A 23,184-nucleotide genomic window follows, 5' to 3' on the forward strand; every position below is an offset into this window, starting at 1 on the left:
AAGTTAGCAAAAATACTCCACTTTGAAAGTTCGGAAAATGGTGTAGCTGCACACTGTCAGTCTGAGCTTCCGAATCTTTTAATCTCAACTTTCTTTTCGCGTACCTTAAGAATAAAATCTTCCAGGTTTGTTGTAGTCGCGGCCTCCACCTTAATCTCGTCAAAACTGCTTTCGGTATATACGTTCTTCTGGAAGGCCTGATTTTCCAGTGAAACGTGATACTGGCCTACCGGCAAGTAGGCATTGTATTCTCCCAGAGCATTTGTATAAAAAGTAAAAGTCTTTCCGGCAGCAGTTCGGAATATCACAGGTATTCCGGCGACATGCTCCTGAACCTCGTACTGAAATTTTGAAGTTTTCTCGTACCTGATCCGGCCCTTTAAAACACCAGTTTTAACCAGTGGCAGAGCTATGAATTCCTCTTTTTGTTTCAAATCAATTTTTTGATTTTCGCTGTACCACTCGTTCTCATTCGACTTTATTGCATACTCACCGTAGGGCAGTTTGCGGTATTTGATATAGCCGTCGTCGCCGGAGATAAACAGAATGTTGTTGATCTTCACCTTCACACCGTTTGCGGGCTTGTCAGTTCCGGGTTCGTAGGTACCGTTATTATTATGGTCAAAAAAGGTGAATATGCGGATTGTGCCGTTTTTATATTTTACCGTTTCGTCGCCGATAGTGGGCAGGTCCTGAGAAATGCCTAATTGGTAATAAGAATTTGCGCTTCCAAATCCACTCCGGGAAAATTTATTATAGCTATAACTGCCGAAGAGTCTTGTTGTGCGGAGCATCTGGTAATCCAAATTAGAACTTAGCGCGAAGCTTTCCCCATTTTGAGAGTCAACGTTTGCAAATGCGCTAAGGTTTAAGTTCAGCTTGTTGTTCAACAATGTCAGCCGGTATGAGGTAACTGCAGAAAATTTCTCTGAATCAGTATTTAATGCCCCGTTGCGGTTGCCTTCATAAAGCAAGAAGTTTCCGTACTGATAGTTGCCGCTTAAGGTAAGGTTCCTGTGCTGCCAGCTTGCCTGATAGCTGTAAATATGCTGCGGTTCTGAAATATTTCTGTATAAGGATAGCCCCTGCGCATGGGTCAGCGTAAAGCGGTTTTTCTGGTCTTCAGTATTGTAGTTGAGAGTTGCAGTCAAAGATGCTGAATTGAAACTCACCAGTGAACGTGTGAAATTGTCGCCAAGAAATACATCAGACTCCTCTGTAGAAATTTGTGAGATTACATTAACATTAAAACGCTTAGCCACTGTAAAATTAGCACCTAACTCTGCGCGGTGCCGCTCGGAGAAAGAATTAAAACGGAATAGTGGCTCAATATTCTGCGGGTTGTAGCGGTTAAAACCATAGGCACCGTAGACGGAAAACTTATCGTAACTGCGGCTTACGCGCTGTTCGGATACAGCGCTTCCACGCCGTATACCGGGATAGTAACCCGTGCTGTAATAATTAGCGGAACTGAAGGTAAATTTGTCCCAGTTTTTCCTGTAGTTGAATCCCGCAGCCAAAGATGGCTCCATCACTTCCGGGTTTGAAACCGCACGGGTCTGTCCATAAGCCAGATCAATATCATAGACTGTATTTTTCTGATTGCTGAATGAATAGCCGCCTTTCACAATGAAACTTTTTTGGAAAGGGTCCGTATCCCAAATAACTTCACCATCCAGTTTTTCGCGTGCGGTAATTTGATGAACAGTCTTTGCGAACGCCGAATATCCGCGTGGGAAATAGCTAAGCTGGAACGGATCAAAAATATTATAGCTCTTTTCCACCACTCCGGCCGTGATTGCAGTTCCCTTTTCATTTTGCGGTGTGTAAAAAAACTGTGCCCCACGACCATTTAGGGTAATTTCCATATCTGAACCATTCAGGTTTCCCAGCTGCATACCCAATGACTTATTCTCTATCTTTAGCCAGGTATTCTGAAACATAACCGGGGTATCCAGGTTGGGCCAGTAGGTACCGTTCAGGTTTACAGTAGCTTTCGTATTACCTACATTAATCTCGGACCTGAGATCCACATTATGAGAGGCAGAAAATTCTTCAAATGGATTGCTGGTACTCCAGGCAATTCGGTTTGCATTGCTGCCCCGGTAAACATTATTTTGAAGAGGATCAATAAACCTCCGGTTCCCAAGCGCATTTTGCACAGTGACCGTGGCGTTCCCAAAAAATTCTTTATTGGCGTTGGTTCCCGCTACATTTACTGTGAAGATCTCCATCCGCAGGAGATCACGGTCAACAATTCTGGAAAACTCTACCTTCTGGCTTGTAAATGGTGCAAGTATTACTTTTTTCCGGAGGGTTATCTCGCTTCCCGCATACTGAGGGAAGGAGGCGAAAATATCAGCTTCTTCGGTCTGATTGCCACCATTAAAAACGCGGGCAGAAATATTCAGGGAATCGCCTGCCCTGTAAATAAGTACCTGAGTCACGTCAGCAGAAAGCCGCAATTGCCGCTTAGGAGCTATTGTAAGCGTTGTTCCCCAATGAGCCACAACGTGTGCAGATGAATCCCGCAGTTGTAAGGAAATAATTGAGGAGCCGGCGGGCAGACTCTTTTCAATGAAAATCTTCAGGGGTATGAACTGTGTTTCACCCGGTTCCAGCTTCACTACAGCATCAGAATTCAGCAGACGCACCCCGTCTCCGGTCTGAACAATTAATCGCAGATCCTGGGCCTTGTTGGTGCCATTTTCAACCCTGGCCATCAGGCTGCGCATTTCGCCGTTTGCAGCAGCAATTACACTGTCGGTCTCTATACTCACACCTTTGCTTTGAGAATAGACAAGCATCATCCCTAAAGAAAGAAAAAGGCAGAATATGGATCTGAGTAAAGACAAAATACTATTGTGGAATCATTGTAAATACCACGGTACCAGAATACTGTTCGTAAGATTTATTGAAAAAAGTGTTGTCTCCAGCCTGAGTAGAGTAAGTAGTATCGAAGAACTTTGTGGCTGTATGCGCGCTGCTGGTAAGGATATTTTGCTGCGAACCTGAAAGATTCACATTTCCTGTTACCGCTCCGCTTTGATTATCCTTCACACTTAACTTAACAGCACTTACGGGCAGCGTATGGTTACCACTGTTGGTGAGGTTGCTGTTCAGCGTATTTACACGGACTACATACGGAGTATTGGAGAAAGTAGAAAATGCTTTTGTCTGCGTTTTGGAGACGCCATTGGCATAATCGCCGGCAGTTTTAAATTCCAGGAGTACATTTTTGGCATTCGCGTCAAACTGTATGCCGTAAGGGGGTGTTTGAGGTGGGGAATCATCTGGATGCACCTGCATATCGAAACTTACGGGCTGCCAACTAATCCGTTCATTTTTACGGTTAAAAAGCTCAATAATGAGGTTAACTCTATAATTACTCCATGATTTATATTGCTCGAGATAAGCTCCACCCTCCGCTGAAACATTATATTTTAGAATAAAGGAAGACTGCCCATTAGTCTCTAAGCTGTAAGGAGAATTCTGTACAAAATAGGAATTAGCAGTAGAAAAGGGAAGCTGGTTAGTATTTAATCCCATATTTTGCGCAGTGGGAGGAACATTATAAACAGGATAGGGCGGAGAAGCTTCAATGCTGTTAAACCTAAATTTTAACCGCTCTGCAGGAAAATTATTTATGCCATTAGTTATTGTTCCGGTTACGCGATAGGTTAACGACCAAAAATTCACCTGGTTACCATTAGACCTATCCAAATGGAACTGTATATGAATTAGATTGTTAGTAGTCGCACCATTATAGCTAGAAACTGGTAGAAATCCTGTGTTATGAGGATTAAGTATAATCTGAGCAGGGAGCGTCGTATATAAGAGCAATACCAGTAAAAAAAACAATCTATTCATACACAAAGCCCAACTCGGCCATTTTTATCGTATCATCATCTCCGTACGAAATGACGGATGAAGCGGTATATTTCCCGGGTTTAAGTCCTTTAGGTAAGGGAACTGTAACTTTTCTTTTATCTGCAGGAAGGGTATAGATGATCTGGTCTTCCAGTTTATGCTTAGTGCCCGTATTTAGATTAACCAGTTCGGTGATTACCGTGCCATCGGTCCAGATGTTGCCCGTGTTTTCCAGAGCCAATTCTAAATTCTTGGTTTCTTTATTAAAACGATAGTCTGTGAATTCAATACTTGGATTTGCCGGCGTATCATATCTGTGATAGATTTTTATTCCGGACTGCATACTGACCTTTACGACAGCTCCTCGTTCATTAAAAGAATCCACTGGATTAGTCTGCGTTACGAATATGAGTGACGTGTGAATATCGCTGGAACCTTTACGTTGTGGAACATTTAGCATTATTTCCATCTCATGCGTCTCACCTGGCAACACTGTGAAATAGGATTGTGGTTTTACAGAAATCCACGAACTCGCAGAATTTTCGAGAGTACCGGGATCTCCTACTAAATTGTTGCCAGCGGTATCATATTGCCAGTCGCTTAGCGAAACTGTCAAGTTTAAAGGTGCATTCTTACTCGTATTGGTGACCAGAATTTTCTTTGAAATTATTTCGCCAGGGTTACTAACTACATAAGTTCTGGGTGGACTTACACTTAATCCGGTCTGCCCCTGAACCGTCACAAACGGAACTGCTAAAAAAAACAGTATGTATTTGAATAGATTTATCATATAATTAAAAAAGACAATTTAAGAATTTCTTAAATTGTCCTTAAATATAAATTTAATCTTATTACTCTGCAACTATGGAATAGGTTACATTTGTCGTCAATGTTGTAGCAGTGCCGTTATTAAGTAGATTAACGTACGCGTCTGAGCCTGCTCCGGTATACTTAACGTTGATGCCACCTACGCCCGCTGTATCGCTGCCTCCAATTACCTGATCGGTAGTTGATAAGGAAATTTCCGAACCACTAAAAGCAACTAAAGGACTATTGGCCCCCACAGTTCCTTGTGTCGCATGTATTTTTATTGCTGTAGCTGGATCATCTAATGCAATTGACTTTCCGTTTCCGTCTGTTAAATTAGCATCAGCTTTAACCTTCACCTTGAATTTTCCTGTACTGAAAACTGTCAAATGATTATTTTTAGTCTCTGAAACTCCCAGTGCGTAATTTTCTTGAGTTACATAATCCAGCACCACCTTATCATCATTTACTACGATAGATTGCACTGGATTAAGTTTAACTTTAAGCTCGGTTTGACCAGTTGCCTGCGCATTAGCTGCAAAAAGACCCCCTAAGAACATTGCGAATAAAATTGACTTTTTCATATTTGTTTGATTTTTTAAAATGTGTAATTTTTAGTGAGGTTATATACCTCTCTTTTTGGTACAGCAAAGATATATCACTGATTCAAAGTAGGTTTTATGAAAAAATTCAAAAAACATATGTAAATGTCCTGTCAATCAATAAAGTGTAATACGTTTGTTATATGCACTTATGTAAGCTTTATTTTATTGATTATTCAATAATAACAGGATTTTCGTTAAATCTTTTCGAAGAGTTTTCTGTGCGCCCGTTATTCCAGCCGTAGATACGGCTGTTTTCTTCTGCAAATATCCGTACTTCCGATCCGGCAGAATACACAAAATGCCCCCAGGACTGGAGGCATTCAATTATTTCACAAAAAGTTTACTGCAGAAATATTTACTGAGGCAGTATGCTGTAGACCACCTGTGTGGTATATACGGTAGGATTCTGTGTTTTGGTGTAATGGTTTATGAATTTATTATCGCCTTTGGCAGCATAAGTTACATCAAAGGTTTTATGAGCAGCACCCTGCAAGGAAGTGATGAAGGCGGTATCCGAGCCGGACAGATGTACGGGTGAAGATGTAAATGATTCCATACCATTGGAAGTTCCCGTGGCGGCAGTCACGGTAATATCGCCCGCATCAATAGATTTGCTGGTGGCAGTTGATGTAAGGTTCTGGGCAGAGGTACGCACATTTACAATGAAACCACCGGTACTGTAGATCTTCAAATGATTTTCCTTATTCAAACTGACTCCCTGGCTGTAATCTTCCCTGGTTTTATATTCGAGGTTGACGCTGTTGTCCGAACCGCCCACCTCAATGGTTTGCACAGGATGCAGAACAATATTCAGCACGGCGGAAGAAGCATTTTGGGCAGTAGCTTTTTTAGATAAAAATGCAGTTATCAGGATAACGCAGGCAGTAACAACCTTCTTCATAGATTTCGCAATTGATTTTACTTAGGATTTCACCAACCTAAGATTTGGTATCTGGCTCACTGCATGATCGCGGAACTCACGCGGTGAACTGCCTGTGTGTTTTTTAAAGAAGTTACTGAAATTACTCTCTTCGGAAAAACCAAGGTCCTGGCTGATGTTCTTAATAGGTATCTCCGTTCCCCTCAGCAGTTTCTTTGCCTTTTCCAGAGCTTTAGCTATAATGAAGGATTTGGTTGTACATCCATAGACCGTCTGCACGGCATTGTCCAGCGTTCTCTTGCTGATGTTCAGCTTATCGGCGTAATACACAGCGGTAAAATTAAAGGAAGACTCGTTAAGCAACAGAAAGATAAATTTATTCGCCATCTCTTTTTCATAACTGTCTTTCCGGTAATGATCCATTTTTGGATCGTATTCCATAAGGGTACGGATCAGGATAAACTCCAGAAAGTTGATGAGCAGATTTTTGGCGAAAAGTTTATTCATCACCTTTTCCTGAGTCGGGAAATAATAATACTTCATAATGGACTCAAAAGGCATAAAATTATTGGGAACGGCCCACCCAAGCGGGTTACGGAAAAAGATACCTCTCTTTATGTGGCTCAGGAATTCCAGGCGGTCTACAAAGAGATCAACTTTAAACCACATCAGGATTGCTTGACGGGTTTCGCTCATGAACTGAATAGGACTGTCCGGCGGAATATAATAGAATGTTTCCGGAGGCAGATGCACCTCATTGTCAAAAATAAGCAGATGTACATTCTCAGTAGCGGTATACAGAATGGAGTAACCGGCAAAGTTGATCATCCGGTCCTCATCCTGTATATCGCTGAGGGCACTGAGGCCCCAGTCTCTTAGAGTCTTCATTTAATGTGTTTTCAAGGGGTATATTTCTTTTCAGAAATAATAATATAAATATATCAAAAAAATGATGTACTAAATATCTTTATTTGATGATTTATGTTAGATAATCCTCAAAAGGTATTTTAAGCTGCACCGATACTTGCTTTTTACTCCCGTTATTCAGCCCGGAAACAGAAAGTCCCAAAAGGCGAACAGGCCGATCAAATGGTCTTAACTGCCACATTTGCAAGGCAATATTATAAATATGTTCATAATCACAAAAGAACCTTTCACAGGATCTGGAGCGTGTATACAGACTGAAATCGCTGTACTTAATTTTAAGCGTTTAAGCGTCTTTCCTTTCAGCATTTTCTTTATAAGGCGTGTTTCCAGCTCTTTACCAAGGTTCTTCAGCTGCTCAAAAACGGCATCTTCATCTACAAGATTCTCCCAAAAAGTTTCTTCAACTCCTACACTTTTAGCAATTCGCTCCGGTCTTACGGGATGATCATGTATTCCACGTACGACATCATAATAATATTTTCCGGCCTTACCGAAAAGTTCGGTCAGTTGCTCCAGCGATTTTGCCTTAAGGTCTGCACCTGTAAATATATTTAGGCTGTGCATCCTGTTGGCGGTTACTTTACCAATTCCATAGAACTTCTCAATCGGCAGTTTCTCCATGAAGGCCAGTACCTGAGTGGGATGAATGGTTTTCTGTCCGTTCGGCTTATTGTAATCTGAGGCCACTTTCGCCAGGAATTTGTTAACCGATATGCCCGCAGAAGCAGTTAAACCGGTACGCTCAAGAATTTTCTGTCTGATTTCCCTCGCGATGGAATTTGCGGACTGGATTCCCATCTTATTTTCAGTAACATCCAGGTAGGCCTCATCCAGCGACAGAGGTTCTACCAGGTCCGTATATTCATAGAAAATCTGGCGGATCTGACTTGAAATCTCTTTGTATCGCTGGAAGCGGGGCTTCACCACAATCAGGTGGGGGCATTTTTGCAGCGCCAACCGTCCCGGCATTGCAGAGCGGATACCAAACTTTCGGGCTTCGTAACTGGCGGCAGCTACCACACCGTAGCGGCCACCGCCCACACAAACAGGTTTGCCTCTAAGTTCGGGCTGGTCATACTGCTCCACAGAAGCGTAAAACGCATCCATATCTACGTGGATTATTTTGCGTTCAAAACCATTCATCAAACAAAATTAACAATAACTGCGCTTTTTCCTTCAGTTACAGACCGTTCTGCTTCCCGAACTATTTCTGGCAAAAGCTGTTTAAGAAAACAAATTATTAATAATTTTAAATAAAAAAATGAGCGGCTATCACTCTATAGAAGATCAGTTTAAGTTTGTCGGCCCGGAATTCCTGGAGGATTTCAGGTTAAATACTGTAATCAGGAGTTACGATGCCCACACCCAAATCATTTCCGAAGGTCAGCTGGTCCGGTATCTGCCTGTTGTAATAAGCGGACTTGTAAAGGTCTATTCGGAAAAGGACGAACGTGAACTTCTTTATTATTTTCTGGAACCGGGACAAAGCTGCATCATCACCTTCGCGTCTATTTTTAAGGATGGACACAGTACTGTGTATTCGTGCACCGAAGAAAAAAGCGAACTGCTTCTTATTCCCATACAGCATTTAAGCAGATGGATAATTCAGTATCCTGCCCTGAACATCTACTTCTACCAAAATTTTGAGCTTCGGTATACGGAAATGATGGAAAGTGTGAATAAAGTCATTTTTTACAGACTGGACAGGCGGGTCCTGGATTACCTTGAATATAAAATAAAACTCACGGGCAACAATCCCGTAAAGGTTTCCCACCGGGAAATTGCTTCCAGCCTGGGAACTGCCCGGGAAGTGGTAAGCCGGATACTGAAAAAATTTGAACATGAGGGCTGTATCCGTCAAAGCACTGCAGGAATCGAAGTGAGGAAACAGTTGTGACTTTAGTCACTTTTTTTCTGTTTTACATCTTATAACTTTGAGTAAAGGATGAGCTGATCATCACTTCAGCGTCTATAGTTGACTGATGTAAATTTATTTTTATGGCCGTTAAATTGATTATTTTCCTTTCACTTTTACTCTGCATGACAGTGCACTCACAGGAAGATTTGCTCAGTGGGATTGATACGGCTACTGTACAAAATGAGCACCTGCCAAGTTTCAAAGCACTGCAAATCGTTACAGGACAGTCCACAAAAATGGCCGCAAAAAAGGAGTTCTATGTTGATATTTCGCATAGGTTCGGATCGGTAAGCGCTGGATTCAAAACTTTTTTCGGACTCGATCATGCCACAACAAAACTTGGTGTTATTTACGGACTTACAGACGGGCTCTCCATACATGCTTCCCGGCATACCTATCAAAAAACTTATGAGTTGGCGGTGAAGTACAGGCTCATGAAACAGGCAGGAAACGCACCGTTTGAGATTGTGGGCTATCATGCAGCGGATATTAACAGCGAACTTAATGACAACACCTATCCGTTCCTGAAATTTGGAGACCGGATGTCCTATGTAACACAGATTTTGGTGTCACGAAGATTTTCCGAAAACCTGAGTCTTCAGTTAAGCCCCGGTTATGTACATAAAAACCTGATTAATCCTGGCATTGAAGATGGCGACCTGTTCTCAGCAGGTTTGGGTGGCCGCTATAAACTTTCCCGAAGACTTTCCCTAAATGCGGAATACTTCCTGAATTTCGACAACCATAATTATTATAAAAATCCATTATCGCTGGGGCTTGACATTGATACCGGAGGTCACATTTTTCAGTTGGTATTTACAAATTCGCAGCCCAATACTGAGACCGGCTATTTAACCAATGCTACGGGTAATTGGGCAAAAGGTGAGGTTTTCTTTGGTTTTAATCTATACCGTGTTTTTTAATTAGTCATGAGAAAGCACAGACTCTTTTCAAATTTACTGCTGGCCTCTCTCCTGTACTCATGCGAGACCAGGACTTATGAAGATATTTCAGCCGAGGTAATTCTGCCGGAAACAGTGTCATTTGCCAAAGATGTTAAACCCATTATTGATAACAGCTGTATCGTCTGTCATTCACCGGGCGGAATTTCCGGCTTTTACCCTTTAACAGATTATAACAAGGTGAAAAATGCAGCAGACAATATACTGGACAGGATACAGCGGCCCACTGGGGACCCTCAAAAAATGCCGCAGGGAGGAGCACTTTCTCAGCCGGATATTGACCTCATCAAAAAATGGAAAACGGATGGTTTACAACCTTAAAGAAAATTAAAATGAAAGAGAAAACGTTCATAATATTCTTGCTGGCAACGACACTCTGCTTTAGCCAAAAATATGCTACCAAAACAGGGAGGGTACATTTTGAAGCTTCCGTACCGCTGTTTGAAGATGTAGATGCTACCAATAATAATGTAGTAACAGTAATGAACACCGCCACGGGCGAAGTGGCCAGCGTAGCACTGATAAAGAATTTCAAATTTAAAACACCTTTGATGGAAGAACACTTCAACGAGAACTATGCAGAGTCGGCAAGGTATCCAAAAACCACATTTTCGGGAAAGATATCAGGTTTCAGTATGGCTGAGCTATCATCTGCTCCACGCCCCTGTACCGTAGAGGGAACACTTACCTTTCATGGTGTGAGTAACAGGGTGAACTCCTCTGCAAATATCTACAGTCGCGACGGAAAAATTTATCTCTCAGGGAAATTTACCGCGAAACCTGGCGATTATAAGGTATCGATCCCTACAATGCTTACAAAAAAAATTGCCGAAAAAGTAAACATAGATTATCATTTTGAACTTGCTAAACAATGAACAGAAACATCCTTTTCCTATTTGCCCTGCTGGTCTCGCTTTCAGTAACCAGCCAGACGAAAAACGCTTTCGATATCGCCAGAACCGGTACAGCAGCTGAAATGCGTGAACTCCTGAAGTCGAACCCGGATGCTTTAAACAAGGCGGACAGCCGTGGATTCACGCCCCTCATACTTGCCTGCTACCGGGGAAATGTGGAGGTGGCTAAATTCCTGATCGAAAACGTAAAAGACCTTAACTATAAAAGTCCGGAAGGGACTGCACTTGCGGCACTGAGCATTAATTACCACCCTGAGCTTACCGAAATGCTGCTGCGCAATAATGCGGATCCGGACATTGCGGACTCCAATGGTACTACACCCCTGATCTGGGCGGTAAAACAGGGAAATGAAGACCTGGTTGCGTTACTTATTAAATACGGCGCAAAGAAAGACAAAGCCGACAATTTGGGAGTTACTCCTTTTGAATACGCCATGCAGATTAAGAAACCAAATATCATCAACCTACTTAAAACCAAATAACATGAAGAAAAAATTACTGATTATTGCATGCGGCCTGGCGGCTTCATATGGGTACTCCCAATACAGTTCTCCAACTGCGACAGTTGGAGCCATTGGAATGACCGTAAAAGTGCAGACTACACCCGCCTTTGTTACGCTTACCGTTACAGGTCCCAGTAACTCCTTCTTGGGCGTGGGGGCAAGTTTTAGCGGCAATGGAATGGAAGCCGGCGCCGACGGATTTATCTATAATTCAGCAGCAACGCTAGACTATACCTTCCATGGTATTGGAGTCACTCCAACTGCCGATCCCGTGCAGGACTGGGCTGTCCTAAGTAATACCACCTCCGGTTCCACCAGAACTGTAGTTGCAAGAAGAAGCCTCGCCGGCGGACCCGGTGATATACCTGTACCTAACGGACCCGGAAATATAGAGCTTTTCTGTGCCCGTGGAGACGGTACAATGGTGCTTTCATACCATGGTCCAAACAACAGAGAGTATGTTACGCTGCCAATGGCATTTGACCCATCACTGGGTACGGCTGAAAATGCTCCTAACCAAGAGTTCTCCGTATTTCCTAATCCCACAAATGGAAAACTGCAGTTCAGCCACCCACAAGATATAAGAGGTATAAAACTGTACGACCGCACGGGCAGACTTGTGTTGGAAACCAAACTGAAAGGAGACACTCTGGACCTAAACGAAACTGCTGTAGGCACCTATTATCTGGAGATTGAACTGGACAGTGGTCAAAAAATGTACGAAACCATTATCAGGAAATAAACACTTTATTTACCAAACAGCACTTATTAACCAAAAGCCACCCCCGTCGGGGTGGCTTCTAATTTAGGGGATTGCCGCCGCATTTTAATCTCAAAATTTCTAAATGGTGGTCAGTCGCAGGGTATTGGTCTTGCCCCCTTCACCGGCCGGTGTTGCGTTCAGGTTGATCACGAAATCGCCCTCCTCCACATAACCGAGTTTACTCACCATTTCATTTACCTGCAGGATCGTTTCGTCAGTAGACTTTTGGGAATCGTAATAGTAGGCGCGCACCCCCCAAAGTAAATTCAGCATGGTAGTCACTCTTCGGTTGGAACTGAAAACAATGATGTGCGAATTGGGCCTGTGTGCAGAAATCTGGAATGCTGTATATCCGGAATGGGTATGTGTAATAATGGCCTCCACATCCGTACTTTTGGCAATACGGACAGCCGCCAGACAAATCCTGTTGGTTATAAAACGGGTGTCTATACAGTTAAACTCCTTTTCTATTGGAGAATTTTTCTGAATATAGAAGTTAGTATTTTCAATATTCTTAACAATTTTAGTCATATTCTGTACTACTTCCACCGGATAGCGTCCCACGGAAGTCTCGCCGGAAAGCATTACCGCATCGGCACCGTCCAGAACAGAGTTGGCCACATCATTTACCTCAGCACGCGTGGGCGTTAGGCTTGTAATCATGGTTTCCATCATTTGGGTAGCAATGATCACCGGTTTGGCATAATTACGTGCCTTTTCTACAAGCATCTTCTGGATGGCCGGAACTTCTTCCATAGGTACTTCCACACCCAGGTCACCACGTGCCACCATAAGGCCGTCGCACTCCAGCAGGATCTGCTCAATATTCTTTACACCTTCAGGCTTCTCTATCTTAGCGATGATGGGTGTCTTAACCTGATTTGGATGCTTAGCCAGCAACAGTTTAAGGTCAATGATGTCCTGTGCATGCCTCACGAAGGAGAGTGCTATCCAGTCCAGTTCCAGGTCCATCATAAAATTGGCGTCCTGAATATCCTTCTCTGTAAGCGCCGGTAATGAAACATTTGTATTTGGAAGGTTTACGCCTTTCTTTGAGCTCAGCGGTCCACCCTGAACGGTCACGGCTTTCACAATATCCACTTCATTTGTTTCAATAACCTGAAGCACGAGTTTTCCGTCATCAATAAGGATGCGTTCACCGGGTTTCACATCTTTTGGAAAATCCTTATAGGTCATGTACACCGTCTTGGAGTCACCTTCCATTTTCACATTGGTAAACGTAAGAATGTCTCCCGGGTTAAGATATGAACCTTCCTTCACAACCCCTACGCGGAGCTTGGGGCCCTGCAGATCGCCCAAAATACCTACGGAAGAACCCAATTCCTGATTGATCTCACGTATAAGTTTCACATTATTGCGTACGATCTCATAGTCTGCATGGGAGAAATTAATCCGGAAAATATCCACGCCTGCCTTCACCATGTCAGTCATGATTTCTTTGGTTGCCGTTGCCGGACCCAAAGTCGCTATTATCTTGGTCTTCTTTAAATATTTATTCATAATACTGAAGTGTATGGAAGAGTTTCTCATCGAAACCCAATGGAATCTCCTGCAGCTGAAAGCACAGGTTTTCAGGCAGTAAAATTAAGGAAAAATCGGCACATTTGTCAGGGGATGTCAGGATATAATCCGAATCAGGATATTCCTCAAGCAAAAACTTTACTTCCTCCTCGCCGGCAAAAAGTTCTGTAACTTCCTTTTTCTGTACACTAAAAACGGACTTATTGCTGATAAAACGAAAACACGTGCGGCTCTCCCTGCTGTAACCCCTGAAAACAGAGAAGTGGTAGGTATAGAAAACACCTTCTACTATTAAATCGTCTATCCTTTCAAAGCAAAAACTATTGATCCTGTTAATATGGAAAAAAAATTCATGATCAGGAATTCTCTTCACCAACCTCACCAGGGCGATCAACACATCGTCCTCCTCACAGTTATCAAGTGTTAGTTTTTGCAGGTCCAATTATCTTTTCTTTCTTATTTAAAACGTAAAATGCGCGCTGTGCTGCTTTTTCTTCAGCTTTTTTCTTGGAGGACTCTACAGCATTCGAAATTTTGTCGTCTCCAATCCAGACAGTGCATCGGAAAACAGTGGTTTTGGCCTGGGTCTCTTCGCAGGTATCATAACGGATATTCATCTTGCGTTTCTGGCTCCATTCCAGCAGAAGACCTTTATAGCTGACTATCTTATTTTCCAGCTTATTGATCTCTGAAGGCGTCAGAAGGCGCTCCAGTACAATACTTTCGCACATGGTATATCCCTGATCCAGGTACACGGCCCCTATAAGCGCTTCAAACAGGTTTCCCGAGATATTTTCACTCAGAGTACAGGAATTTCCGTTAATCAGGAATTTGGTAAGCCGAAGGTCCTCTCCCAGCTTATTGAGATTTTTCCTGTTTACGATCTTGGATTTCATTTGGGTAAGATAACCCTCATTTGCCTGGGGATATGTAGTGAAGAGATGGCAGGAAATAATGGACCCTAAAATAGAATCGCCCAGAAATTCCAGACGCTCATAATTTTTAGGTTCGGAATTCTTGGATGAACCCTTTAAAGAAAATGCCTCGCGGTACAGACTTATGTTCTGGATTTCGCAGCCAAGGATACGGCTGATTTCCGAACTTAACCAGTAGTCTTTTTCCGAAAGTACTTTTTTTCTTTTTTTTAGGAATTTAGGCAGATATTTCTGTAACTCCATGGAGCAGTATTACAGTTTCTTAAAGAGGACACAGGCATTGTGACCTCCAAAGCCAAATGTGTTACTCATTGCTACGTTCACCTCTTTCTTTACAGCCGTATTAAAGGTGAAATCCAGGCGGCTGTCAATATTCTCATCATCCGTGAAATGGTTGATGGTTGGCGGTACGATACCGTGTACAATAGTCCCAAGGGCTGCAATAGCCTCAATTACGCCGGCAGCACCCAGCAGGTGTCCGGTCATTGATTTTGTTGAGTTGATCTGAATATCATAAGCATGGTCGCCCAGGAGTTTGGAAATAGCACTGGACTCCGCTATATCGCCCAGCGGAGTTGACGTACCGTGCATATTGATATGATCCACCTCGTCTGCCGAAATGCCGGCGTCTTCCAAGCAGTTTTTCATTACCATATGTGCACCCAGTCCCTCAGGATGTGGGGCGGTCATGTGGTAAGCATCCGCACTCATACCTCCACCTTTCAGCTCGGCATAAATTGTAGCGCCCCTTTTCATGGCGTGTTCGTATTCCTCCAGAACGATACATCCGGCCCCTTCGCCCAGTACAAAACCATCGCGGTCTTTATCAAAAGGTCTGGAAGCTGTTTTAGGATCATCGTTGCGTGTGGATAGTGCCATCATGGCATTAAATCCGCCTACACCGCTGGCAGTAACTGCAGCTTCGGATCCCCCGCATACAATGACATCCGCTTTACCCAGCTGGATAAGCATTTTGGAATCAATCAGAGCGTTTGCAGAAGAGGCACAGGCAGAAACTGTGGTGTAGTTGGGTCCGTGAAAACCGTATTCAATCGAGATGTGTCCCGGAGTGATATCGGCAATCATTTTTGGAATAAAGAAAGGATTAAAACGTGGAATTTCAGTATTGGCCCAGCCCAGAACTTCATGTTCAAAAGTTTCGAGCCCACCTATACCGGAACCCCAGATTACCCCGATCCGGTTTTTGTCTACGTTATCTTCAATAATACGGGAATGAGCTACAGCCTCGCGGGCAGCTACCATTCCGTACTGAGTATTGCGGTCCATCTTCTTGGCTTCTTTCTTATCGAAGTGATTCAGTGGATCCCAATTCTTGATTTCGCAGGCAAACTTGGTTTTGAAGTTTGTGGCATCGAAAAGAGTAATAGGAGCAGCACCACTCACACCTTTTACAAGGTTTTCCCAGTATTCGTTCGCATTGTTGCCAATAGGCGTTAAAGCTCCAAAACCGGTTACTACTACTCTTTTCAATTCCATAAATTTAATTTTTCTGTTAAAAGAAATATTATTTGTTTACTACTTCTTCAATATACGCGATAGCGTGACCTACAGTAGTAATTTTTTCAGCCTGATCGTCAGGAATCTGAATGTTGAATTCTTTTTCGAACTCCATGATAAGTTCTACAGTATCTAAAGAATCAGCCCCCAAATCGTTTGTGAAGCTAGCTTCTGGGGTAACTTCCGTTTCTTCAACGTCAAGCTTATCAGCGATGATAGCTTTTACTCTTGATGCAATGTCTGACATAGTAATTTTATTTTTTATGTTGTTAATGCTGCAAATATATAAAATTCTATTTCAACTTATACTTTTTTTATTGCTTAAGGAAACTTGAGGGCTTAGAAAGCCCATACTGAAGCCCTGTTTTTCCGCACATCGGGTACAGCACTGCCTGGTTCACTCTATGAGTATTGTTTTTCTCCGAAACCTAGGACCTAGGCATACCGCAGGACAGGCCACAATAGACAAAATGCCGCCATAAGGCAGCATTCCATTTTTATAATTAAAAAAGGTTACGAAATATTAATCCTGCGAAGGTACAGAAGCCGCAGGGCTATTTTATAGATATTTTGCCACTGAAGGGAAAGTGCGCGGTATAGAAAATCTGGTTGTCTTTTACCGTTTCAAAACCCTCATTCATGTAAATATAACGGTCTCCCTGCCGCATGTACAGATAGACTTTCTTGCCACTGTTGATCTTGGTCTTTCCCAGGGGAATGCGGAGCGAATAGCTGTTCACAGATGGATTCGGTACCCAATCCTCGTGGGTAAAGAAGTGGGCAAACTTTTTCCTGGCAAATAATTTCAGAGTCATCATGGGGTTGCGTTTTGTTCAAAATTACAGGTTTATCACTGCACATACAATCCCCATTTTCTGCTATTTTTTTAGTGGGCAACCATTGCTGCAACTCATTGAAAAGCAACATGTATGCAGTTTATTACTACCTCTGCCTACGGTGGACTATACCATCTTGTTTCTGGGCAGGCCAATCTCACTTTCCTGGGGGTAGGGCTGTCGCCAAGTCATACTTACATCCTCGTTAATTTTCCGGTGTACTTCGTATGCTTTTTCCTTGTCCAAAGCATACCTTGGATCCGGAATAAAAGGCATCTTGGCCATTTTGAGCACGGTGATGGTGGGAAAATGAAAATCCACCTCCACCTGCCCCAGAAGAAGATAGCAGCCACCGCCCTGGAAGGGATATTTCTGGAGGTTATCGGGGAAATGGGCTGTATCGAAGTATTCGCCTTCCGCATCAATCCAGGTCCCGAAAAACATAGTACCTTTTTTGGTGGGAACATGCTTTCGGGAGATGAGATAAGCAATCATCTTCACCTGTTTTTTGTGGTACCTCACCAAGTCATTCGCCATAATCCGGCCCCGGAATTTGGTCTGAAGCAAATCAAAAGGGCTGCAGGTTACAGGGAAACCCAGTATTTCAATTTCATCAAAGGCGTCTTCAAACTTATCCCTTTGCAGTTGGGGCAGGCTGTATTTTCTGGGAGGTTCTTCCAGCAGTGACTGCATGCGGCACTCCGGCTTATAGGTAGAGAGAATTAAGCGTGCTTCAATAAGGAGTTCATTTTTCTGTTTGCCGGTGAACCGGAAGGCACCTATGAATATAAGAATCTGAAGGGTTTCTATGCCCACAGGAATTCTTTTGATGAAATCCTCCAGCGATTTATATTCACCCTCTCTTTCACGTACCTCCGGAATATGCCGGGCAATCCGGCCTTCCACTTTCTCAATATGCATCAGCCCCAGGTAGATATCTTTGCCATATACCGTAGTTTCAAACAAGCTTTTATTTACACAGGGATTATGTATAATTCCGCCGGACATGCGTGCCTCGTGCACATAAACCTCCGTACGGTAGAAACCACCCTGGTTATTGATCACGCTCACCATAAACTCCACCGGATAATATACTTTCAGAAACAGACTCTGGTAACTCTCTACCGCGTAGGACGCCGAGTGGGCCTTACAGAAAGAGTAGCCCGCAAAGGATTCGATCTGGCGGTAAACCTCTTTTGAAAGCTGCTCCGGATGACCAAGCTTACGGCAAGACGCAAAGAAATCATCTTTCACTTTCTGCAGGGCCGCCAGCGACCGGCCCTTACCACTCATGGCCCGCCGCAGGATATCACCGTCTGCCGCCGAAAGCCCTCCATAATAGAGCGCAATCTTAATTACATCTTCCTGATAGACCATGATTCCGTAAGTTTCGCCCAACTGTTCCTTAAACACCTCATGGAAATACTCAAACCGGGTAGGATTGTTGTGCCGGAAAATGTACTCCCTCATCATTCCGCTTTGAGCCACGCCGGGCCGGATAATGGATGAAGCCGCCACCAGCGTACGGTAATTATCACACTTCAGGCGCCGCAAAAGCCCACGCATGGCCGGACTTTCAATATAGAAGCAGCCAATGGTCTTTCCGCGGCTCAGAAATTCGTTGGCCGCAGCTTCGTCTTTGGACATTGTGGTGTCTTTAATGTCCACAAAAACACCTCTGTTCCTGCGGATAAGGTCCACGGTATCTTTAATGCTTCCCAAACCGCGCTGCGACAGGATATCGAACTTTTCAAAGCCGATATCTTCGGCTACGTGCATATCAAACTGAACAATGGGGAAACCTTTGGGTGGCATCTCCAAAGCCGTGAAATTGGTGATGGGCTCCTCGGAAATCAGGATACCGCAGGAATGCATGCTGCGCTGGTTTGGAAACTTTTCCAGCAGTTTTCCGTATTTGTGCACCAACCGGACCACCGAATTCTCTTCATGTTCTGCCATAGGTTTAGTAGCCAGCACATCCAGTTCGTCCTTGGGCAGGCCAAACACTTTTCCGACCTCACGGAAGATGGAACGGTATTTAAATTCCACATTTGTCCCACAGAATGCCACGTGGTCCTTTCCGTATTTATCAAATATATACCGAAGGATGACATCCCGGTTCTGCCAGCTCCAGTCTATATCGAAATCCGGCGGACTGTTCCTGTTCAGGTTCAGGAATCTTTCAAAATAAAGATCCAGTTCAATCGGGCAAATATCCGTAATCCCCAGGCAGTAACTCACAATACTGTTGGCGCCGCTGCCGCGTCCCACATGCATGAAACCCATCCTGTTACTGTACTGTACAATATCCCAGGTAATGAGGAAATATCCGCAGAAATTGAGCCTGTTAATGACCTTCAGCTCCTTTTCCACCCGCAACCGGGCGGTAGTATGACCGGCAGGATATCTTTTCTTCAGGCCTTCATAAGCCAAAGTACGCAGCAGCTCTTCATCTCCCGCCTGAGCTCCCGTAAAATGTTTTTTGTTTTTAGGAGTGGAGAAATCGAAACTGAAGTGGCAGTCTGCCAGGATCTTTTCGGTATTCGCCAGGATCTGCGGATAGTTTCGGTAAGTCTCCCGAAGTTCGGAAACAGGCTTCAGGATTTCGTGGGGATTGCAGAAGTCCGCCTCAGTCAATTTGCTGAGCAGGGTATTGTGGTCTACTGCCCTCAGAATCCGGTGCAGATTATAATCGCGGCGTGTACGTACCGTAACCGGAGCCAGGACTATCATTTTATGGATCAGTCTTTTCCACATTGAATTAAAGACCAGATTAAGCTGTTCCGGGCGGACTCCTATGAATTCATGTTCCAGAAGTGTCTCCGGCACATTCTCCAGCGGATACACCACATACACCTGGCTGAAAGGGGGATTGCATTTGGGCAGCGGACTGTTTTCGCAGTTATGACCGGTAAGCAAACGGTTTATTTCGCCAATGCCGCTCTGGGATTTTGCCAGCGCAATATAATAAAGTTCATTTCCCTCCCTTATCTCTACTCCTACTAGCGGTTTTATACCCTTAGCCAAACAAAGTTTATAAAAATCATATATCCCGGTTACCGTGTTGATATCCGTGAGGGCCAACGCGGAAACCTGCAGTTTCTCCGCCTGCTGAACGAGCTCTTCTATGGAGAGTGTTCCGTAGCGAAGACTGTGGTAGCTGTGACAGTTAAGATACATGCTGGCTGATGTTAAAATTAAAACCTGAAGCCTTGCCTACAGCAGCTTTGCCAAAACGGTTCTTAATCCTGTCCATGGTCTGGTACAGCGAGATCAGTTCTTCGGTATCTTCAAACAGATTCATTTGGTGGTTCCCGTGCACGAGACCTGTAAACTTTACCCCCACAAGCCTTAGCCTCATCCGCCGGGTGTAGAGTTTGTTAAAAAGGTCCAGAGCGACACGCGTAAGCGTATGATCCACTGCGGTATAAGCGATTTTAAACTGTTTGGTTTCCGTATCGAAATTGGAATAACGGATCTTGACGGCCACGGTGGAGGTAAGCCACCCGGATTCCCGGAGCTGGAAGGCCAAATTTTCCACCATTCCCGTAATAATGCTTTTAATGGATTCAATATCAATAGTATCTGTGGAAAAAGTATGCTCTTTGGAGATGGATTTCTTCTCGGAATAAGGAATTACAGGGGTTTCGTCTATACCGTTGGCCTTTTTCCAAAGCTCCTTGCCATTCCTGCCGATGAGTTGCTGCAACACCTCCACCGGCATGCCCGAGAGGGTTTGGATGGTCCGGATGCCTACCCTGGAAAGCAGCTGGAAGGTCACATTGCCCACCATGGGAATCTTGCGGATGGACAGCGGGTTCAAAAACGGCCGGATACCTTCTTCGCGGATTTCGAACCTGCCCAAAGGCTTGGCCTCGCCCGTACCGATCTTAGAAACCGTCTTATTGGTGGACAGCGCAAAACTGATGGGCAGGCCTGTATTTTTAGTCACCGAACCCGCCACCTCGCTGGTCCATTTGTAGCAGCCGAAAAACCGGTCCATCCCGGTAAGGTCCAGGTAAAACTCGTCTATACTGGCTTTCTCCAGTACAGGAACCTTCTCGCGGATAATTTCCGTTACTTCCTGCGACATCCTGGAATAGAGTTCCATGTCGCCTTTAATGACCCTGGCTTCCGGGCAAAGCTTCAGCGCCATCTTGATGGGCATGGCCGAGTGAACGCCAAAATACCTTGTTTCGTAAGAACAGGAAGCCACCACGCCTCTGTCGCCACCGCCAATGATAACGGGTTTGCCTACCAGTTCAGAGTTAATTACCCTTTCGCAGGAGACAAAAAAAGTATCCAGATCCATATGCACAATTGCTCTCTCCATGGGGACAAAATTATTACGTTTTATTACAAAAAACACTATCTTTGTTGCTATAAATTGTATCAATGTCAAAACTGTCAGAAAACATAAGGTATTTGAGAGGTGAGCTGAATCTCTCGCAGCAGGCACTGGCCGACAGCCTGAAGCTCACACGGGGCCGCTATGCCAAATATGAAGACGGCGCCAATGAACCGCCCATAGACGTACTCATCAGCATGTCCAAATATTTTAAAATCAGTCTTGATTTGCTCCTCACGGTAGATCTCGCCAAATATCCAATTGACAGGATACTTACTCTGGCGGATAACCGGATTATTCTGCCTATTACCGTGGATGGAAAGGGTGAAAACAAGATTGAGATCATTCCGCAGAAGGCGTCCATGGGTTACCTGAACGGTTATTCGGATCCGGAGTATATTGAGAACCTGCAGTCGCTGTCCCTGCCCTTCCTGAGGAATGGGAAATACAGGGCTTTCCCCACGGAGGGAGATTCCATGCCACCCTATAACGACGGCACCTATGTAGTTGGTAAATACGTGGAAAACATTGCTGATCTGAAAAAGGGAAAGACCTATATTTTCATCACCCGAAACGAAGGGATTACTTATAAAAGGTTTCAGAAAAACTCCACAGAAAGTATTTCAGTCACTCCGGACAATGATTTTTACGAACCTTACGACATCCCAAAGTCGCAGATTTTGGAAATCTGGGAATACGCCTGCAGCATCAACACCGAAGAATTAGGCGGCAGCGGCCTGGACATAAATTCCATAAAGGATATGTTTATAAGTCTGAAAAAGGAAATCAATGAGCTGAAGAGAATGAATGGTCTGGAGAAACCAAAAGTATGAAGAGACTGAACTATTAGGCAAAGAGCATTACTCTTGGTCAAATGTCATCATTAGCGGTTTATGATCACTGTACGGAGTCCAGGTCTCAAATTCAGAATATCCTTTTCATTGGCTCTCAATTTTTTATATTTGACTATAAAAAAGTACTAAAATGTGCAACAGAGTCGATAATTTCGGGATATCCATCGAAAAAATTTCAGAGGAGCTGAATGCTGAGGAAGCGGAAGAAAAGTATTACGCGGCGAAAGAGGTAAATGCTTTCGACCGGCCTGCCGTGCCTGTGGTACTGGATCATTACGGCAGAAAGATCACCCACGCCACCTGGGGATTGAGTAAGGAAATCCCCAAAGACCGGCCGGCCCTCGGAATTAACCTGACGGCCGAAAAAGCAAATACACTCTACAAAAACTACCTGAGCAACCGCTGTGTGATTCCCGTAAGTGGTTTTTACGATTGGATGCATGTAAGTAATCCCGGAAAAAAGATGCCCCTGAAGGTTAAGCACAGGATGCACTGGAAGGAGGCCAACCATTTCTATCTGGCGGGCCTGTTCGATGTCTGGGATAATAATGAAATTGGATTTGGCATAGTAACCACCCAGGCCAATGAACTATTGAGGGCGATACACAATTCCAAACACAGGATGCCCATATGCATGAACAGGGAAATGGCTCACAGGTTCCTGAATGAGGAACCCATTGAAAACTTCACCTATCCGACATTCGATCCTGCCTTAACGGCGGACAACCTGGAACCGGAAAAAATGCCGCTGACGCTGTTTTAAGAGTTTATTTTTTTGGTGACTGGTGATTGGTGACTTGTGGTTGGTGACTGGTGATTGGTTTCTGCGGCCAGCAGTCAGCCATCAGCGGTCAGCAGTCAGCCATCAGCGGTAAGCAATAAGCTGTAAGCTGTTAGCTGTAAGCAGCGTAACCTCTCATATCTCACTTCTAACTGGCCGTTGGTGACTGGTGACTGGTGATTGGTTTCTGCGTCTTCCGGTCAGCATTTAGCGGGCAGATA

The 23,184-nt window shown here is 44.0% G+C and carries 22 protein-coding genes and 1 pseudogene; 8 read left to right on the top strand and 15 right to left on the bottom strand.

Annotated elements, in window-relative coordinates; genetic code table 11:
* Positions 1-56: 56 nt before the first annotated feature.
* The 7 genes and pseudogenes from P0M11_RS13050 to dinB (P0M11_RS13080) all read right to left on the bottom strand — a co-directional run bounded on the left by P0M11_RS13050 (position 57) and on the right by dinB (P0M11_RS13080) (position 8,232).
* Entirely contained in the window at positions 57-2,780 is a 2,724-nt protein-coding gene (locus tag P0M11_RS13050) for a hypothetical protein (RefSeq protein ID WP_275626053.1), read from the bottom strand.
* Positions 2,781-2,859: 79 nt separating this feature from the next.
* Positions 2,860-3,549, bottom strand: a complete 690-nt coding sequence (locus P0M11_RS13055) for a hypothetical protein (protein WP_275626054.1) — start codon at positions 3,547-3,549, stop codon at positions 2,860-2,862.
* Between the two features lie 313 nt (positions 3,550-3,862).
* Positions 3,863-4,660, bottom strand: coding sequence for a molecular chaperone (locus P0M11_RS13060; RefSeq protein ID WP_275626055.1), 798 nt, complete (start codon positions 4,658-4,660; stop codon positions 3,863-3,865).
* A gap of 61 nt (positions 4,661-4,721) precedes the next feature.
* Positions 4,722-5,261, bottom strand: coding sequence for a hypothetical protein (locus P0M11_RS13065; protein ID WP_275626056.1), 540 nt, complete (start codon positions 5,259-5,261; stop codon positions 4,722-4,724).
* Positions 5,262-5,637: 376 nt separating this feature from the next.
* Complete coding sequence (locus P0M11_RS13070; protein WP_275626057.1) at positions 5,638-6,183, bottom strand: hypothetical protein; 546 nt, start codon at positions 6,181-6,183, stop codon at positions 5,638-5,640.
* 21 nt (positions 6,184-6,204) lie between these two features.
* Positions 6,205-7,050 carry a helix-turn-helix domain-containing protein gene (locus P0M11_RS13075; protein ID WP_275626058.1) on the bottom strand — a complete coding sequence of 282 codons (846 nt, stop codon included), beginning with the start codon at positions 7,048-7,050 and terminating at the stop codon, positions 6,205-6,207.
* 91 nt (positions 7,051-7,141) lie between these two features.
* A pseudogene (gene dinB, locus P0M11_RS13080) lies at positions 7,142-8,232 on the bottom strand (DNA polymerase IV).
* Between the two features lie 118 nt (positions 8,233-8,350).
* Between dinB (P0M11_RS13080) and P0M11_RS13085 the strand changes: the two are divergent.
* From P0M11_RS13085 to P0M11_RS13110, 6 genes are all read left to right on the top strand, one after another.
* The gene (locus P0M11_RS13085) at positions 8,351-8,986 is read left to right on the top strand and encodes a Crp/Fnr family transcriptional regulator (protein WP_275626059.1); all 636 of its coding nucleotides are present in this window, start codon (positions 8,351-8,353) and stop codon (positions 8,984-8,986) included.
* Positions 8,987-9,087: 101 nt separating this feature from the next.
* Positions 9,088-9,930, top strand: a complete 843-nt coding sequence (locus P0M11_RS13090) for a DUF5777 family beta-barrel protein (protein WP_275626060.1) — start codon at positions 9,088-9,090, stop codon at positions 9,928-9,930.
* 6 nt (positions 9,931-9,936) lie between these two features.
* Entirely contained in the window at positions 9,937-10,290 is a 354-nt protein-coding gene (locus P0M11_RS13095; RefSeq protein ID WP_275626061.1) for a hypothetical protein, read from the top strand.
* A gap of 11 nt (positions 10,291-10,301) precedes the next feature.
* The gene (locus P0M11_RS13100) at positions 10,302-10,844 is read left to right on the top strand and encodes a YceI family protein (protein WP_275626062.1); all 543 of its coding nucleotides are present in this window, start codon (positions 10,302-10,304) and stop codon (positions 10,842-10,844) included.
* A complete protein-coding gene (locus P0M11_RS13105) occupies positions 10,841-11,365 on the top strand; it encodes an ankyrin repeat domain-containing protein (protein ID WP_275626063.1) in 525 nt (174 codons plus the stop codon). The genes P0M11_RS13100 and P0M11_RS13105 overlap by 4 nt, the downstream gene beginning before the upstream one ends.
* Position 11,366: 1 nt before the next feature.
* Complete coding sequence (locus tag P0M11_RS13110) at positions 11,367-12,128, top strand: T9SS type A sorting domain-containing protein (protein WP_275626064.1); 762 nt, start codon at positions 11,367-11,369, stop codon at positions 12,126-12,128.
* 99 nt (positions 12,129-12,227) lie between these two features.
* Here P0M11_RS13110 and pyk read toward each other — a convergent pair whose 3' ends face one another.
* From pyk to dinB (P0M11_RS13150), 8 genes are all read right to left on the bottom strand, one after another.
* Positions 12,228-13,670 (bottom strand): pyruvate kinase, encoded by a 1,443-nt coding sequence (gene pyk, locus P0M11_RS13115; RefSeq protein ID WP_275626065.1) that lies wholly within the window; start codon positions 13,668-13,670, stop codon positions 12,228-12,230.
* Positions 13,663-14,133, bottom strand: a complete 471-nt coding sequence (locus tag P0M11_RS13120) for an IPExxxVDY family protein (protein ID WP_275626066.1) — start codon at positions 14,131-14,133, stop codon at positions 13,663-13,665. Before P0M11_RS13120 ends, pyk begins: the two co-directional genes overlap by 8 nt.
* Positions 14,108-14,869, bottom strand: coding sequence for a ribonuclease III (gene rnc, locus P0M11_RS13125; protein WP_275626067.1), 762 nt, complete (start codon positions 14,867-14,869; stop codon positions 14,108-14,110). The genes P0M11_RS13120 and rnc overlap by 26 nt, the downstream gene beginning before the upstream one ends.
* A gap of 9 nt (positions 14,870-14,878) precedes the next feature.
* Positions 14,879-16,123, bottom strand: a complete 1,245-nt coding sequence (fabF, locus tag P0M11_RS13130) for a beta-ketoacyl-ACP synthase II (protein ID WP_158063350.1) — start codon at positions 16,121-16,123, stop codon at positions 14,879-14,881.
* A gap of 28 nt (positions 16,124-16,151) precedes the next feature.
* Positions 16,152-16,391: an acyl carrier protein gene (locus P0M11_RS13135; protein WP_002976354.1), complete on the bottom strand. Its 240-nt coding sequence runs from the start codon at positions 16,389-16,391 to the stop codon at positions 16,152-16,154.
* Between the two features lie 307 nt (positions 16,392-16,698).
* On the bottom strand, positions 16,699-16,962 hold the full coding sequence (locus P0M11_RS13140; RefSeq protein ID WP_158063349.1) for a hypothetical protein: 264 nt from the start codon (positions 16,960-16,962) through the stop codon (positions 16,699-16,701).
* Between the two features lie 144 nt (positions 16,963-17,106).
* A complete protein-coding gene (gene dnaE, locus P0M11_RS13145) occupies positions 17,107-20,160 on the bottom strand; it encodes a DNA polymerase III subunit alpha (protein ID WP_275626068.1) in 3,054 nt (1,017 codons plus the stop codon).
* The gene (gene dinB, locus P0M11_RS13150; RefSeq protein WP_275626069.1) at positions 20,150-21,313 is read right to left on the bottom strand and encodes a DNA polymerase IV; all 1,164 of its coding nucleotides are present in this window, start codon (positions 21,311-21,313) and stop codon (positions 20,150-20,152) included. The genes dnaE and dinB (P0M11_RS13150) overlap by 11 nt, the downstream gene beginning before the upstream one ends.
* Positions 21,314-21,375: 62 nt before the next feature.
* Between dinB (P0M11_RS13150) and P0M11_RS13155 the strand changes: the two genes are divergently transcribed.
* Positions 21,376-22,161 (top strand): LexA family transcriptional regulator, encoded by a 786-nt coding sequence (locus P0M11_RS13155; RefSeq protein ID WP_275626070.1) that lies wholly within the window; start codon positions 21,376-21,378, stop codon positions 22,159-22,161.
* A 151-nt stretch (positions 22,162-22,312) separates the two neighbouring features.
* Complete coding sequence (locus P0M11_RS13160) at positions 22,313-22,945, top strand: SOS response-associated peptidase family protein (protein ID WP_275626071.1); 633 nt, start codon at positions 22,313-22,315, stop codon at positions 22,943-22,945.
* Positions 22,946-23,184 lie beyond the last annotated feature (239 nt).

This window comes from Kaistella sp. PBT33-4 (assembly GCF_029194425.1).
In the GTDB taxonomy this organism is placed as follows: Bacteria; Bacteroidota; Bacteroidia; order Flavobacteriales; family Weeksellaceae; genus Marnyiella.

What these genes read in the sequence shown, in the direction of transcription:
- P0M11_RS13055 (WP_275626054.1), bottom strand. Translation starts at nt 3,549, where the DNA reads ATGGGATTAAATACTAACCAGCTTCCCTTTTCTACTGCTAATTCCTAT.
- P0M11_RS13060 (WP_275626055.1), bottom strand. Translation starts at nt 4,660, where the DNA reads ATGATAAATCTATTCAAATACATACTGTTTTTTTTAGCAGTTCCGTTT.
- P0M11_RS13065 (WP_275626056.1), bottom strand. Translation starts at nt 5,261, where the DNA reads ATGAAAAAGTCAATTTTATTCGCAATGTTCTTAGGGGGTCTTTTTGCA.
- P0M11_RS13070 (WP_275626057.1), bottom strand. Translation starts at nt 6,183, where the DNA reads ATGAAGAAGGTTGTTACTGCCTGCGTTATCCTGATAACTGCATTTTTA.
- P0M11_RS13075 (WP_275626058.1), bottom strand. Translation starts at nt 7,050, where the DNA reads ATGAAGACTCTAAGAGACTGGGGCCTCAGTGCCCTCAGCGATATACAG.
- P0M11_RS13085 (WP_275626059.1), top strand. Translation starts at nt 8,351, where the DNA reads ATGAGCGGCTATCACTCTATAGAAGATCAGTTTAAGTTTGTCGGCCCG.
- P0M11_RS13090 (WP_275626060.1), top strand. Translation starts at nt 9,088, where the DNA reads ATGGCCGTTAAATTGATTATTTTCCTTTCACTTTTACTCTGCATGACA.
- P0M11_RS13095 (WP_275626061.1), top strand. Translation starts at nt 9,937, where the DNA reads ATGAGAAAGCACAGACTCTTTTCAAATTTACTGCTGGCCTCTCTCCTG.
- P0M11_RS13100 (WP_275626062.1), top strand. Translation starts at nt 10,302, where the DNA reads ATGAAAGAGAAAACGTTCATAATATTCTTGCTGGCAACGACACTCTGC.
- P0M11_RS13105 (WP_275626063.1), top strand. Translation starts at nt 10,841, where the DNA reads ATGAACAGAAACATCCTTTTCCTATTTGCCCTGCTGGTCTCGCTTTCA.
- P0M11_RS13110 (WP_275626064.1), top strand. Translation starts at nt 11,367, where the DNA reads ATGAAGAAAAAATTACTGATTATTGCATGCGGCCTGGCGGCTTCATAT.
- pyk (WP_275626065.1), bottom strand. Translation starts at nt 13,670, where the DNA reads ATGAATAAATATTTAAAGAAGACCAAGATAATAGCGACTTTGGGTCCG.
- rnc (WP_275626067.1), bottom strand. Translation starts at nt 14,869, where the DNA reads ATGGAGTTACAGAAATATCTGCCTAAATTCCTAAAAAAAAGAAAAAAA.
- fabF (WP_158063350.1), bottom strand. Translation starts at nt 16,123, where the DNA reads ATGGAATTGAAAAGAGTAGTAGTAACCGGTTTTGGAGCTTTAACGCCT.
- P0M11_RS13135 (WP_002976354.1), bottom strand. Translation starts at nt 16,391, where the DNA reads ATGTCAGACATTGCATCAAGAGTAAAAGCTATCATCGCTGATAAGCTT.
- P0M11_RS13140 (WP_158063349.1), bottom strand. Translation starts at nt 16,962, where the DNA reads ATGATGACTCTGAAATTATTTGCCAGGAAAAAGTTTGCCCACTTCTTT.
- dnaE (WP_275626068.1), bottom strand. Translation starts at nt 20,160, where the DNA reads ATGTATCTTAACTGTCACAGCTACCACAGTCTTCGCTACGGAACACTC.
- dinB (WP_275626069.1), bottom strand. Translation starts at nt 21,313, where the DNA reads ATGGAGAGAGCAATTGTGCATATGGATCTGGATACTTTTTTTGTCTCC.
- P0M11_RS13155 (WP_275626070.1), top strand. Translation starts at nt 21,376, where the DNA reads ATGTCAAAACTGTCAGAAAACATAAGGTATTTGAGAGGTGAGCTGAAT.
- P0M11_RS13160 (WP_275626071.1), top strand. Translation starts at nt 22,313, where the DNA reads ATGTGCAACAGAGTCGATAATTTCGGGATATCCATCGAAAAAATTTCA.